This is a genomic window from Nocardioides sp. GY 10127, assembly GCF_004919085.1.
In the GTDB taxonomy this organism is placed as follows: domain Bacteria; phylum Actinomycetota; class Actinomycetes; order Propionibacteriales; family Nocardioidaceae; genus Nocardioides.
Map to the genome: position 1 here is coordinate 232,226 of NZ_STGL01000001.1, position 12,973 is coordinate 245,198.

The 12,973-nt window shown below is 73.4% G+C and carries 13 protein-coding genes; 7 read left to right on the forward strand and 6 right to left on the reverse strand.

The window, feature by feature from the left end; genetic code table 11:
• Positions 1 to 15: 15 nt before the first annotated feature.
• Positions 16 to 621: a peptide deformylase gene (gene def / locus E8D37_RS01010; protein ID WP_136567886.1), complete on the forward strand. Its 606-nt coding sequence runs from the start codon at positions 16 to 18 to the stop codon at positions 619 to 621.
• Positions 622 to 862: 241 nt separating this feature from the next.
• Here def and E8D37_RS01015 read toward each other — a convergent pair whose 3' ends face one another.
• Entirely contained in the window at positions 863 to 1,663 is an 801-nt protein-coding gene (locus tag E8D37_RS01015) for an RNA methyltransferase (protein ID WP_136567887.1), read from the reverse strand.
• 2 nt (positions 1,664 to 1,665) lie between these two features.
• Positions 1,666 to 2,934, reverse strand: coding sequence for a uroporphyrinogen-III C-methyltransferase (cobA, locus tag E8D37_RS01020; RefSeq protein WP_136567888.1), 1,269 nt, complete (start codon positions 2,932 to 2,934; stop codon positions 1,666 to 1,668).
• A gap of 145 nt (positions 2,935 to 3,079) precedes the next feature.
• Here cobA and E8D37_RS01025 point away from each other — a divergent pair, with 145 nt between their 5' ends.
• On the forward strand, positions 3,080 to 3,607 hold the full coding sequence (locus E8D37_RS01025; protein ID WP_136567889.1) for a YbhB/YbcL family Raf kinase inhibitor-like protein: 528 nt from the start codon (positions 3,080 to 3,082) through the stop codon (positions 3,605 to 3,607).
• A 34-nt stretch (positions 3,608 to 3,641) separates the two neighbouring features.
• On the opposite strand, the gene E8D37_RS01030 is transcribed toward E8D37_RS01025, so the two are convergent.
• The 3 genes from E8D37_RS01030 to E8D37_RS01040 are packed head-to-tail and all read right to left on the reverse strand — an operon-like array spanning position 3,642 to position 6,434.
• Positions 3,642 to 4,616: a hypothetical protein gene (locus E8D37_RS01030; RefSeq protein ID WP_136567890.1), complete on the reverse strand. Its 975-nt coding sequence runs from the start codon at positions 4,614 to 4,616 to the stop codon at positions 3,642 to 3,644.
• 58 nt (positions 4,617 to 4,674) lie between these two features.
• On the reverse strand, positions 4,675 to 5,298 hold the full coding sequence (locus E8D37_RS01035; protein ID WP_136567891.1) for an FMN reductase: 624 nt from the start codon (positions 5,296 to 5,298) through the stop codon (positions 4,675 to 4,677).
• A complete protein-coding gene (locus E8D37_RS01040; RefSeq protein WP_136568053.1) occupies positions 5,295 to 6,434 on the reverse strand; it encodes an LLM class flavin-dependent oxidoreductase in 1,140 nt (379 codons plus the stop codon). The genes E8D37_RS01035 and E8D37_RS01040 overlap by 4 nt, the downstream gene beginning before the upstream one ends.
• 163 nt (positions 6,435 to 6,597) lie before the next feature.
• On the opposite strand from E8D37_RS01040, the gene E8D37_RS01045 reads away from it, so the two are divergent.
• The 4 genes from E8D37_RS01045 to E8D37_RS01060 all read left to right on the forward strand — a co-directional run bounded on the left by E8D37_RS01045 (position 6,598) and on the right by E8D37_RS01060 (position 10,004).
• Positions 6,598 to 7,215, forward strand: coding sequence for a hypothetical protein (locus E8D37_RS01045; RefSeq protein ID WP_240770108.1), 618 nt, complete (start codon positions 6,598 to 6,600; stop codon positions 7,213 to 7,215).
• 123 nt (positions 7,216 to 7,338) lie between these two features.
• Positions 7,339 to 8,121: an ABC-2 family transporter protein gene (locus tag E8D37_RS01050; protein ID WP_136567892.1), complete on the forward strand. Its 783-nt coding sequence runs from the start codon at positions 7,339 to 7,341 to the stop codon at positions 8,119 to 8,121.
• The gene (locus E8D37_RS01055) at positions 8,114 to 8,965 is read left to right on the forward strand and encodes an ABC transporter permease (RefSeq protein WP_206055504.1); all 852 of its coding nucleotides are present in this window, start codon (positions 8,114 to 8,116) and stop codon (positions 8,963 to 8,965) included. Before E8D37_RS01050 ends, E8D37_RS01055 begins: the two co-directional genes overlap by 8 nt.
• An 85-nt stretch (positions 8,966 to 9,050) precedes the next feature.
• Positions 9,051 to 10,004, forward strand: a complete 954-nt coding sequence (locus E8D37_RS01060) for an ATP-binding cassette domain-containing protein (protein ID WP_136567893.1) — start codon at positions 9,051 to 9,053, stop codon at positions 10,002 to 10,004.
• On the opposite strand, the gene E8D37_RS01065 is transcribed toward E8D37_RS01060, so the two are convergent.
• Complete coding sequence (locus E8D37_RS01065) at positions 9,986 to 11,191, reverse strand: PP2C family protein-serine/threonine phosphatase (RefSeq protein ID WP_136567894.1); 1,206 nt, start codon at positions 11,189 to 11,191, stop codon at positions 9,986 to 9,988. The two genes, E8D37_RS01060 and E8D37_RS01065, sit on opposite strands and share 19 nt — an antisense overlap.
• 236 nt (positions 11,192 to 11,427) lie before the next feature.
• Between E8D37_RS01065 and E8D37_RS01070 the strand changes: the two genes are divergently transcribed.
• Positions 11,428 to 12,951: a catalase gene (locus tag E8D37_RS01070; protein ID WP_136567895.1), complete on the forward strand. Its 1,524-nt coding sequence runs from the start codon at positions 11,428 to 11,430 to the stop codon at positions 12,949 to 12,951.
• The last annotated feature ends 22 nt before the right edge of the window (positions 12,952 to 12,973 follow it).

Consider the following 12,973-nt stretch of genomic DNA (forward strand, 5'->3'; position numbering starts at 1 on the left):
CCTAGGATTCGGGCCATGGCCGACGTCGAATTCCCGCCGCCCCCCGAGCATGCTCCCTTCGGTCAGCTGCCCACCGGAGGCAGCGTCCGAGCCATCACGCGGTGGGGCACCGACGTCATGCACCGCGAGCTGGAGAAGGTCACGGTCTACGACGACGAGCTGCGCGCGCTGGCCGCCGACATGGTCGCCACGATGTACGCCGCCGACGGCGTCGGCCTGGCCGCCTGCCAGATCGGTGTCGACCGCTCCGTCTTCGTCTTCGACTGCCCCGACGCCCGCGGCGAGCGCACCGTCGGCGTGGTCTGCAACCCGGTGCTCACCCTGCCCGAGGGCAAGGACCGCCAGATCGACACCGACCTCGAGGGGTGCCTGTCCTACCCCGGGGCGTTCGTCGACTGCTCCCGCCCCGACCAGGCGTCCGTCACCGGCACCGGCCTGGACGGCGAGCCGGTCGCCTTCTCCGGCGACGGCCTGCTCGCCCGCTGCCTGCAGCACGAGACCGACCACCTGTACGGCACCGTCTTCGGCGACCGCATCCCCACCCGCGCCCGCAAGAAGCTGGCCAAGGAGCACGACAAGGCCGTCGACGACTACCCGATCGGTTGGCCTGCCGAGGGCTGAGGCTCTCGCCGTCTCCCGCACCACGTTTGGTCACCAACGGTGACTTCGGGGGCTCGTTGCGCACCGTTGGTGACCAAACCTGAGGTGGGCCGACGCTGAGCGGCTCCCGGCCGTCTGCCCGCCGCCGGCGCTCCCGGCGGGGCGCTCAGCCTCACGTTTGGTCACCAACCCTGCGTCCGGGGGCCTTGAACCCCACGTTGGTGACCAAACCTGACGCGCAGCGGCCACCGAGGACCGCCGGCTACCGCCGCGCCGCCACGTAGCAGGCGACAGCCGCCGCGGCCGCGACGTTCAGGCTGTCGACGCCGGCGGACATCGGGATGACGGCGCGGCGGTCGGCGGACGACTGCCAGCGCGGCGAGATCCCCTCCCCCTCGGTGCCCAGCACGAGGGCGAGCCGGTCGACGTCGGTGACGGCGTCCTCCAGGTCGACGGCATCGTCCGCGAGGGTCATGGCGACCGTGGTGAAGCCCGCGGCGGAGAGGTCCGGCATCGCGGAGTACCAGTCCGGCAGCCGCGTCCACGGCACCGAGAAGACGGTGCCCATCGACACCTTCACCGAGCGGCGGTAGAGCGGGTCGGCGCACCGTGGCGCGAGGAGGACGGCGTCGACGCCGAGGCCGGCGGCGCAGCGGAAGATGGCGCCGACGTTCGTGTGGTCGACGATGTCCTCGAGCACCACGACGGTCCGCGCACCGTCCAGCACGTCCGCCACCGACGGCAGCGTCCGCCGCTCGAACGACCCGAGCGCCCCACGGTGGAGGTGGAAGCCGACGATCCCCTCCAGCAGGGCCTCGGGCGCCGTGTAGACGTCCACGTCCAGGGGGTCCAGGACGTCGGCCAGCGGCTCGACCCAGCGGTGGCTCATCAGCAGCGACCGGGGCCGGTAGCCCGCGGCCAGGGCGCGCCGGACGACCTTCTCCCCCTCCGCGAGGAACAGCCCGTGCTCGGACTCCAGGCTCCGGCGCAGCTGCGTATCGCGCAGGTCCCGGTAGTCGGCCAGGCGGTCGTCGTCGCGGTCGGTGACCTCGAGGAGTCGCACGGTCAGCCGGCGGAGGGGTCCGACGCGACGCGTCCGTAGTGGCCCGGCTTCGCCACGGCCACGACCTCGCCCACGACGATGATCGCCGGCGGGCGGACGGCCTGGGCCACCAGGTCCTCGGCGAGGGTGCTGAGGGTCGAGAGGACCGTGCGCTCCTCCGGCAGCGTGCCCTCCACGATCACGGCCACCGGGGTGTCGGCGGGGCGTCCGCCGTCCAGGAGGGCAGCGGCGATGGCGGGCGCGTTCTCCACCGCCATGAGCAGGACGACGGTCCCGCGCATGCGCGCCACGGCCGACCAGTCGACGAGCGAGGTGGGGTGGCCGGGCGGGACGTGCCCGGAGATGACGGTGAACTCGTGCGCGACCCCGCGGTGGGTGACCGGGATGCCGGCCCGGGCGGGGACGGAGATGGACGAGGTGAGGCCAGGCACCACGGTGACCGGCACCCCGGCGGCCTGGCAGGCCAGGACCTCCTCGTAGCCGCGGCCGAAGACGTAGTTGTCGCCGCCCTTGAACCGGACCACCCGCTTGCCCTCGAGGGCACGCTCGACGAGCACCTCGTTGATGCGCTCCTGCGTGGTGTGCCGGCCGCGGGGCAGCTTGGCGACGTCGACGAGCTCCACGTGGGCGGGCAGCTCGTCGAGGAGCTCCCGGGGGGCGAGCCGGTCCGCGACCACGACGTCCGCCGAGGCGAGGGCGTGGCGCGCCGCGACGGTGACCAGCTCCGGGTCGCCCGGGCCGCCGCCGACCAGCACCACGCCGGCGGTCGTGTCCAGGGCGGCGCGCGCGTTGAGCGCGCCGTCGCGCAGTGCCGTCATGATCTCGTCGCGCACGCCCGCGGAGAGCCGCGGCTCGCGGTTGGCCAGGACGGCCACGGTGAGGTGGCCGTGCCGACCGACGGCCGGCGTCCACGCCGTGGAGTCGGCCGCGTCGTCCCCGCGCACGCAGAAGATCCGCCGCTCCTCCGCGGCCCGGGCCACGGCCTCGTTGACGGCCGCGTCGTCGGTGAGCGCCAGCGCGTACCAGGCGCCGTCGAGGTCGGCCTCCTCGAACGCGCGGGCGTGCCAGGTCAGGACGCCGGTGAGCCCCTCGATCGCGGGGGTCACGTCCGGGGAGACGACCACGACGTCCGCTCCCGCGCCCACCAGGGCCGGGATGCGGCGCTGGGCGACGTGGCCACCGCCCACCACGAGGACCCGCCGCCCGGCGAGCCGGAGGCCCACGGGGTAGGACGGGTGGTCGGCCGGTGCGTGCTCCCGAGCGTCGGTCATGCCCACATTCTGACGGGTCCGTGCCGCCTGGCGGACGAGGGCTCCGCCACGCGGGCAGGGCGGTAGCCAGAGCAGGCGCCAGGGGGCGGTGGACGGCCCGCTGGGGTGAACGGGTGGGCGCTCCGGCCCGGCTAGCGTCGCCGGCATGAGCCTCGAGCGCCCCGTGACCCCCGATCCGTACCCCCTCCTGCCTGCCGTCCCCGCGTTCACCGTCACCAGCACCGACGTCGTCGACGGTGACCCGCTGGACCAGGCCCAGGTCGCCGATGGCGGCAACACCAGCCCCCAGCTGTCGTGGGAGCCCGGGCCGGAGGGCACCCGGAGCTACACGGTGACCTGCTTCGACCCCGACGCCCCCACGCCGAGCGGGTTCTGGCACTGGGTCCTCGTCGACCTGCCGGCGGACTGCACCGAGCTCCCCACCGGCGCCGGCGCGGAGGGAGCGGACCTGCCCGGTGGGGCCTTCATGTGCCGCAACGACGGGGGCAGCCTCGCCTTCATGGGCGCGGCGCCGCCGCAGGGCGACCAGGTGCACCGCTACTTCTTCGTGGTCCACGCGGTGACCGAGGAGACCCTCGGTGTCGACGCCTCGGCGAGCCCGGCGGTCGTCTCGTTCAACCTGGCCTTCAAGACGGCCGGTCGCGCCATCCTGCACGGCACCTACCAGCACTGACGCACCTGCCCGGGCCGGCGCTCCTGACCGCAGGTCAGCGGCGGCCGCGACGCCGGGTGGGGGCGGCGACCTCCACCCGGCACACGCGTAGCAGCGCCTCGCGCGTGGCCTCCACGGCCACGCGCGCGAGCTCCGAGCAGCGCACCGGGTCGATCAACCAGTCCAGCAGCACCCGGTCGTGCGTGAGGAGCCCCGAGCCGACGTCGGCGACCGCCGCCGCCAGCAGGGTCCCGGCCAGCGGAGCCGGCGCGGGCTCCGCGCCGAGCTGGTCCCGCAGCCAGCCCTCCGCCTCGTCCAGGAGGACGTCAGGGAGCACGGCCCGCCGACGACGCGCCAGCTCGTCCCGGACGCCGGGCAGGGAGCCGGACGCCGAGCCGAGGCTCCCGTCGCCGCAAGCGGTGTCGAGCTCGGTCACGAGATCCGTGAGGTGGCGCTCCATGAGCCACGACGGCATGCCCCGCGAGGCGAGCAGCCGGGTGAGCCAGTCGACCTGGCGCTGGGCCTCCCCCAGCGGCTGGGTGCCCTGGAGGGCGAGCCAGGCCGAGTCCGCGCCGGAGTAGCGCCCGGCGCTGTCGGCGTAGCGCAGCGTGTAGTACTCGACCTGGGTGCAGGTGCGATAGGCGGCGCGGACCCCGGCGCGGACCACGTCCGCCTCCGTGGCCACGGGGTAGACGCCGCCCTCCGGGTTGAGGACGCCGGCGTCCACGACCATCCCGCGGGCGCGGTACCCGAGCCCGCGCACGACGCTGTCGTGGGCCTCGGCGACGAGCTGGAGGGTCGCCCGGCTGGCCAGCGGCAGGCGGTGGTCGGTGAGGACGGCGCGGAGCTCGGCCGCGTTCGTGCTCCCGATACGGCAGGCGATCCGCTCGACGGAGGCGACCGCGGCCCAGACGGCCCCGTCGGAGGCGTCGCCGTGGAAGGACCGGTCGGCGTGCTCGAGCAGGAGGGCGGTGACGTGCGCGTCGAGCGCACCCGGCTCGTGCGTGGGGAGGCCGGGTCCGCGCGTCATGGTCCGATCCTGTCACGCCCCGGTCGGTGCCCGACCGGGGCGTGAGGGCCGCGCCGGCTCAGCCGCGGGGGTCGCTCGCGCGGCGCAGGAGGTCCTCGAAGTCGAGCGGGGCGGCGACCTGCTCCTCGAACGACTGCGCCCGGTCCGCGGCAGCGGGGGCGGAGGCCACGCCCAGGAGCGCGGCCAGCTCGGCGCCGGCGCGGTGGACGCGACGCTCGAGGTCGGGGTCGGCGAAGTCCTCGGCGGCGGCGAACACCGCGGTCGGCACCACGACGGCACGCAGGTAGGCGAAGAGCGGGCGCAGCGCGTGCTCGAGGACGAGGCTGTGCCGGGCCGTGCCGGCGGTGGCCCCGACGAGCACCGGGGTGCCGGCCAGGGTGCCGGGCTCCAGGACGTCGAAGAACGTCTTGAAGAGCCCGGAGTAGCTGGCGCTGAACACGGGGGTGACGACGATGAGCGCGTCGGCCCGGCGCACCTGCTCGACGGCGTCCGCGAGGGCGCCGGTCGGGAAGCCGGTGAGCAGGTTGTCGGCGAGCTCGTGCGCGAGGTCCCGCAGCTCCACGACGGTCAGGTCGACCGGCTGGCCGAGCGCCTCCAGCGTGGCAGCCGAGAGCCGGTCGGCCAGGAGCCGCGTCGAGGAGGGCGTGGACAGGCCGGCGTGGACGACGACGAGCCTGGTCATGCCGAGACCTCCTCGGCCCGGCGGCCGGTGACGTCGTCCACGGCGTGCACGGTGCTGTCGTGGGCACCGCCCGCGGCGGCGACCAATGAGGCATGGGTCGGCGCGTCCGGGACGTGCGCGGGGCGGCCCTCGGCGAACCCGGCGCGCAGGTCGGGGAGGATCTCACCGAGCAGGTCGAGCTGCTCCAGGACGGTCTTGAGGGGCAGGCCGGCGTGGTCGATGAGGAAGAGCTGGCGCTGGTAGTGCCCGACGTAGTCGCGGAAGGACAGCGTCCGCTCCAGGACCTGCTGCGGGGACCCGACCGTGAGCGGCGTGGCCTCGGTGAAGTCCTCCAGGGCGGGGCCGTGGCCGTAGACCGGGGCGTTGTCGAAGTACGGCCGGAACTCGTTCACGGCGTCCTGGCTGTCGCGGCGCATGAAGAACTGCCCACCGAGGCCGACGATGGCCTGGTCCGCGGTGCCGTGGCCGTAGTGCTCGAAGCGCTGGCGGTAGTAGGCGACCATCCGCTGCGTGTGCGAGGCCGGCCAGAAGATGTGGTTGTGGAAGAAGCCGTCGCCGTAGTAGGCCGCCTGCTCGGCGATCTCGGGGCTGCGGATCGAGCCGTGCCAGACGAACGGGGCGACGCCGTCGAGCGGTCGCGGGGTCGAGGTGAAGCCCTGGAGCGGCGTGCGGAAGCGGCCCTCCCAGTCCACGACGTCCTCGCGCCAGAGGCGGTGCAGGAGGGCGTAGTTCTCGACGGCCAGGTTGAGGCCCTGGCGGATGTCCTTGCCGAACCACGGGTAGACGGGGCCGGTGTTGCCGCGACCCATCATCAGGTCGACGCGACCGTCGGTGAGGTGCTGCAGCTTGGCGTAGTTCTCCGCGATGAGCACCGGGTCGGTGGTGGTGATGAGCGTGGTGGCGGTCGAGAGGATGATCCGCTCGGTCTGCGCACCGATGTAGGCCAGCGTCGTCGTGGGCGCCGAGGCGATGAAGGGCGGGTTGTGGTGCTCGCCGGTGGCGAACACGTCCAGCCCGATCTCCTCGGCCTTCTTCGCGATGGCGACGGTGGCCTTGATGCGCTCGTGCTCGGTGGGGGTCCGGCCGGTGGTGGGGTCGGTGGTGACGTCACCGACGGTGAAGATTCCGAGCTGCATGGTGCTCATCTCCGCAAAGTAGTTGAAAACTGGATTGCTTGAGGAACTGTACGGCCTCGACGCCTATTCCGCGCCATCTCGGCCGTGTCGCCCGTGTGGCGCACCTCATCCGTCGCGGCGTGTGCACGCCGGCCGGGGCAGGACGTCCGTCAGGATGTCCCGCATGGCCACCTCCTCGCCCGTGCCGGGCAGTCACGTCGCGCCGGGGTCGGGTGGACGCCCCGGCGTGTGGTGCGCGGTGGCGGTGCTGCTGCTCGCGCTCACGGTCGGCCAGCTCGCGGTCGCCACCTTCGTCCCCGGCATCGATCGCTTCGCCGGCAAGGCGTTCGGCGCCCGGCTGGTCGCCTACCCCGTCCTCATGCTCCTCGTCCCCGTCGGCTGGTGGCTGACTCACCGCACGGCGGGGTGGCGCGCACAGCCCTGGGCCGCGACGGCCCTGGTGATGGCGCCCTTCCTCATCGACGTCACCGGCAACACCCTCGACCTCTACGACACCGTGGTCTGGTGGGACGACGCGAACCACTTCGTCAACTGGGCGCTCCTGTGCGGCGGGCTGGGCCTGCTGCTGCCCCGCACCGGACGAGCAGGCCTCGACGTCCTGGTGGTGGCGGGCCTCGGCGCGCTCCTCGCGATCGGCTGGGAGCTCGGCGAGTGGTGGACGTTCATCCGGCACGGGACCGAGCTCGGCACCGCCTACACCGACACCCTCGGCGACGAGACCCTCGGCACGCTCGGCGCGACACTGGCCGGTGTCGTCCTCGCCCTGCGTCGCCGGCCGTAGGCTCCGCGGGTGCGCGCGACGGTCCCTCCCCACCCCGGACACGCGCCCGGACACGCGCCCGGACGTCGCCTCGCACATGGGGTCGGCCACCGGGTCGGACACCAGGTCGGTCTCCACCTCGCCGTGGCCACCCGCTCCTTCCGGCGCTACTCCACCTACCGGGCGGCCACGCTGGCCGGCCTGTTCACGAACACCGTCTTCGGGATCATCAACAGCTTCGTCCTGCTCGCGGTGTGGCGGGCGAACCCGACCGCGGGCGGGTACGACGCCTCGGACGCGGTCACCTACGTCTGGCTCGGCCAGAGCATCATCATGGTCGTCATGCTCTGGGGCGGGGGCACCCCGTCCGACCTGACCGAGCGCATCCGCACGGGCGACGTGACGATCGACCTGCACCGCCCGGCCCCGCTCCTGGCCTGGTACCTCAGCGCGGACGTCGGCCGCGCGGTGTTCCACCTGCTCGCCCGGGGCGTGGTCCCCACCGTGGTCGGCGCGCTGCTCTTCGACCTGCGCTACCCGGCGGGGCCGGGCACGGTGGTGGCGTTCGCCGTCTCGGTCGGCCTGGCACTGCTGGTGAGCTTCGGCCTGCGGATGCTCGTGGCCTCGGCCTCCTTCTGGCTGCTCGACGCCCAGGGCGTGCAGCAGCTCGGCTCCCTGCTGGCCGTCTTCCTCTCCGGCCTGACGCTGCCCCTCGTCCTGTTCCCGGGGTGGTTCGGGGAGCTGGCGCGGGCGCTCCCCTTCGCCGCGCTGCTCCAGGTGCCGGCGGACGTCTGGCTGGGACAGCTCACGGGCCCGGCACTGTTCCGTGGCCTCGGGTTCCAGGCGGGCTGGGCCGCGGTGCTGCTCGCGGCCGCCCACGTGACGCTGCGCCGGGCCGAGCGCCGGGTGGTGGTCCAGGGTGGCTGACCAGCACGCGACGGCACCGCTCCTCTCCCCCTCACCCTCGACGTCCCCGCGCGCGGTCGTGCGGGCCTACGCCGGCCTGGCGGGGGTCTGGGTGCGCGCCTCCTGGACCTATCGGACGTCGTTCTGGCTGCTCCTGGCGTCGAGCTTCGCCATGAACGCCATCGAGTTCGTGTCGGTCCTGTTCGTCTTCGCCAACGTCCCCGACCTCGGCGGCTTCGGCCTGCGCGAGGTGGCGTTCCTCTACGGCACGACCGGGGTGAGCATGGCCGTGGCGAACCTGCTGGTGAGCGGCGTTGAGGACCTCGGCCGGGCCATCCGCACCGGGACGCTCGACCAGATGCTCGTGCGGCCGGTGCCGCTCCTCGTGCAGGTCTGCACCGAGCGGTTCGCCCTGCGGCGCGTGGGCCGGCTGCTCCAGGCCGTCGCGGTGCTGATGTGGGCCTGCTGGTGGCTGACCTGGACGCCCCTGACGGTCGGCCTCACCGTCCTGACCCTCGTCTGCGGGTCCGTCCTCTTCTTCTGCCTCTTCGTCCTCGTCTCCAGCCTGCAGTTCTGGACGACGGACGCCGCCGAGGCGGCCAACGCGTTCACCTATGGGGGCAACACGCTCACCCAGTACCCGCTCACCATCTATCCCGGCGGGTTGGTGAAGGCGCTGACGTTCGTCGTGCCCGTCGCGTTCGTCAACTGGTACCCGAGCCTGCTGGTGCTCGGACGGACGGACGCGAGCGACCTCCCGGGCTGGGCCGGGTACCTGTCCCCCGTCGCCGCCGCTGGTCTCGCCCTCGTCACCGGGATCGTCTGGCGCGCCGGCGTCCGCCACTACCGCTCCACGGGGTCGTGACCGTGCAGCACCCGGCACCCGACCCTGCCCCCGACCAGGCGACCACCCGCGCCACCACGACCGCAGCCCTGAAGGAGACCACCGCATGAGCCTCATCGAGGTGCGCGACCTGCGTCGCGACTTCGTCGTCCGGCGCCGGACGGGGCGGTTCTCGCGCACCCGCGACGTCGTGACGGCCGTGCGGGACGTCTCGTTCAGCGTCGAGGCCGGGGAGATGGTCGGCTACATCGGGCCGAACGGCGCGGGGAAGTCGACGACCATCAAGATGCTCACCGGCATCCTGGTGCCGACCTCGGGGCACGTTGAGGTCGCGGGCGTGGACCCCAGCCGGCACCGCACCGCCCTGGCCCGACGCATCGGCGTGGTCTTCGGCCAGCGCAGCAGCCTGTGGTGGGACCTCCCCCTGCGCGACTCCTTCGACCTGCTCGCGCGTCTCCACGACCTCCCCCGGGCCCGCTACCGCGAGAACCTCGGACGCTTCGCCGACCTCCTCGACCTCACGGCCCTGCTCGACACCCCCGTGCGCCAGCTGAGCCTCGGGCAGCGGATGCGCGGCGAGATCACCGCCGCCCTCCTGCACGACCCGGACGTCCTCTACCTCGACGAGCCGACGATCGGCCTGGACGTCGTGAGCAAGGCCCGGCTGCGCGCGTTCCTGCGCGAGCTCAACGCCGAGCGCGGCACGACGCTGCTGCTCACCACCCACGACCTCGGCGACATCGAGGCGCTGTGCGACCGGGTGGTGCTCATCGACCACGGGTCGCTGGCCTTCGACGGACCGCTGACCAGCGTGCAGGCCCTGGCGGGTGCCACCCGGACGCTGGTCGTCGACCTGGCCGAGCCCGGCCCGCCCATCGACGTCCCCGGGGCCAGGACCACGCGGGTCGACGGACCCCGCCAGTGGCTGTCCTTCCCCGCGGACGCCAGCGCCGCCCCCGTCATCGCGGCGGTCGCGGCCGGGTACGCCGTCGCCGACCTGTCCCTTCAGGAGCCCGACGTGGAGCAGGTGATCGCCCGGCTCTACGAGGGCCGGGGCTGAGCGGCGGTCCGACGCCGCGGCGGCACCGCGAGGCCGACCCGCAGCTCCGGCGGCAGGTCGACGGGGAGGAACCGCTCCAGGACGAGGACCGCCCGGTCGTCGTCCCCGCGCGGGACCGACGCCAGCACCCGCCGCGCGACGCCGTCGAAGCCCGGGGCGACGGCGCGGCGGGCGGTCTCCTGGAGCCAGGCGACACCGTCCTCGATGTCGCCACCGGGCTCCTCGACGACGCCGTCGGTGTAGAAGAGCAGCGCATCGCCCGGGGCCAGGCAGCCGCGGCTGGCCTCGAAGGGCGCCCGGTGCATCACGCCCAGAGCGAGCCCGCGGGCGTTGTCGACCTCCCAGCTGCGCCGCTCCGCGTCCCAGGCGAGCGCCGGTGGGTGCCCGGCGCTGTGGACCTGGTAGTCACCCGTGCGCAGGTCGACGACCACGTGGACGGCGGTGGCCATCGCCTCGTCGGACTCCTGGCGCAGCAGGAAGTCGTTGGCGGCCTCCAGGAGGGCCTGGGGTGGCAGGGCGCCCAGCAGCCCGCCCAGGGCGCCTGCGAACTGGAGCGCCGCGGTGCCGGCGGCCACGCCCTTGCCCACCACGTCGACCAGGATGAGCTCGAGCCGGTGGGCGTCCTCGTCCAGGCGGGCGACCATGAAGTCGCCCGCGTACCCCACCGAGTGGGCGGCCTTGGTCGCGGTCTGCACCCGCCAGCCGTCGGGCAGCGGAGGCACTTCCCCCTGGGCGGCGAGACGGTCACGCAGGTCGGCCAGCATCGCCTCGCTGAGGGGAGCGGGCAGGCCGCTGCGCTGACGGCTGGACTGCCACAGGACGAGCGCCGCGCCCAGCACGAGGGCGACCATCCCGGAGGCGCGCGCCGACCCGAAGGAGCCCCCGGCCCACCAGTCCACGAGCGCCGCGAGGAACGCGACCGGCACGGTGACCGCCGTGAGGACCGCCAACGCCCGGAAGCGCAGCAGCAGCATCCCCAGGACGAGCCACACGAAGTAGGTGCTGACCGGCATGACCGCGTAGGTCCACAGCGAGACCACGAAGCAGAGGGCGACCCCGACCAGGAGGACGAGCAGCACGGTCGTCTGGCTGCGCGAGGTGCCCGAGCGCCACTGCTCCGGCAGACCGTCGACCGCACGGGCGACCGCGCGCGCTCGTCCGAGCAGGGGGGAACGGTCTCGGTGCACGTCAGCAGCCTAGTCGGGCCGTCCCTGCCGCACCGGTGAACCGGCCGGTCCCCGGGGCTGCGGTAGGGCCGCGCGGCCTCGGCCCTCACCCGCACGGACCTGCTCCTGCCCCGCGTGCGTGGGCATGCTGCCGGGGACGGCGCTCCCCGCCGTCCGCACCCCGAGCAGGACCCCGCGAGGGACCTGCCAGCAGCACCCGACAGCAGCACCCGTCACCGGAGACCAGGGAGATCAGCATGACCGCCACCCAGGAGCCCAGCACCGGCTCGACCACGGGCTCGACCACAGGCACCGGAGCCCCCGCGCCCAGCGACCGCCAGAGCCTGACCATCGGGCCCGACGGGCCGATGCTCCTGCACGACCACCACTTCGTGGAGCAGATGGCCCACTTCAACCGGGAGCGCGTGCCGGAGCGCAACGTCCACGCCAAGGGCTCGGGGGCCTTCGGGACGTTCGAGGTCACCGGGGACATTACGGCCTACACGAAGGCCGCCGTGTTCCAGCCGGGCACCCGCACCGAGATGCTGGCCCGCTTCTCGACGGTCGCCGGCGAGATGGGCTCCCCGGACACCTGGCGCGACCCGCGCGGCTTCGCGCTGAAGTTCTACACCTCCGAGGGCAACTGGGACCTCGTCGGCAACAACACCCCGGTCTTCTTCGTCCGGGACGCGATGAAGTTCCCGCACTTCATCCGCAGCCAGAAGCGGCGAGGCGCCTCGGGCCTGCGGGACAACGACATGCAGTGGGACTTCTGGACGCTCAACCCGGAGTCCGCCCACCAGGTCACCTGGCTCATGGGCGACCGTGGCATCCCGGCGTCCTGGCGGAAGATGAACGGGTACGGCAGCCACACCTACATGCTCTACAACGAGGCCGGCGAGAAGTTCTGGGTCAAGTTCCACTTCATCTCCCAGCAGGGCGTCGAGTGCCTGCCCGGCCCCGAGGCGAACCGGATCGCCGGCGAGGACGCCGACTTCCACCGGCGTGACCTCTTCGAGGCCATCGAGGCGGGCGACTTCCCGGCGTGGACGCTCAAGGTCCAGGTGATGCCCTACGAGGACGCGAAGACCTACCGGTTCAACCCCTTCGACCTGACGAAGGTCTGGCCGCACGCGGACTACCCGCTCATCGAGGTCGGCACGATGACGCTGGACAAGAACCCCGAGAACCACTTCGCCCAGATCGAGCAGGCGGCCTTCGAGCCCTCCGCCATCGTCCCGGGCATCGGCTTCTCGCCGGACAAGATGCTGCTGGGGCGGGTCTTCGCCTACTCCGACACGCACCGGTACCGGATCGGCCCCAACTACCAGCAGCTGCCGGTCAACAGGCACCGCGTCGAGGGTGCCTTCACCTACCAGTTCGACGGCCCGATGGCCTACGACCACACGGGCGACCGCTCCCGGTACGCCCCGAACTCCTACGGCGACCCGTTCTCCGACCTCACCGGCCCGGCCGAGGACGGCTGGGAGACCGACGGGGACATGGTCCGCGAGGCCTACACGCTGCGTGCCGAGGACGACGACTGGGGCCAGGCCGGGGCCATGGTGCGCGAGGTCTTCGACGACGACGCGCGCGACCGGTTCGTCGAGACCGTGGCCGGGCACCTGCTCGGCGGGGTCAGCGACCCCGTCCTGGAGCGGGCGTTCGAGTACTGGCGCCACGTCGACGCCGAGATCGGCAAGCGCATCGAGGAGGCGGTGCACGCCGGCAAGGGGGCGCCCGCGGCGCCGCACCCGACGGAGCCGACCACCACCGTCTGAACGGAGACCGAGGCGCGGCTGA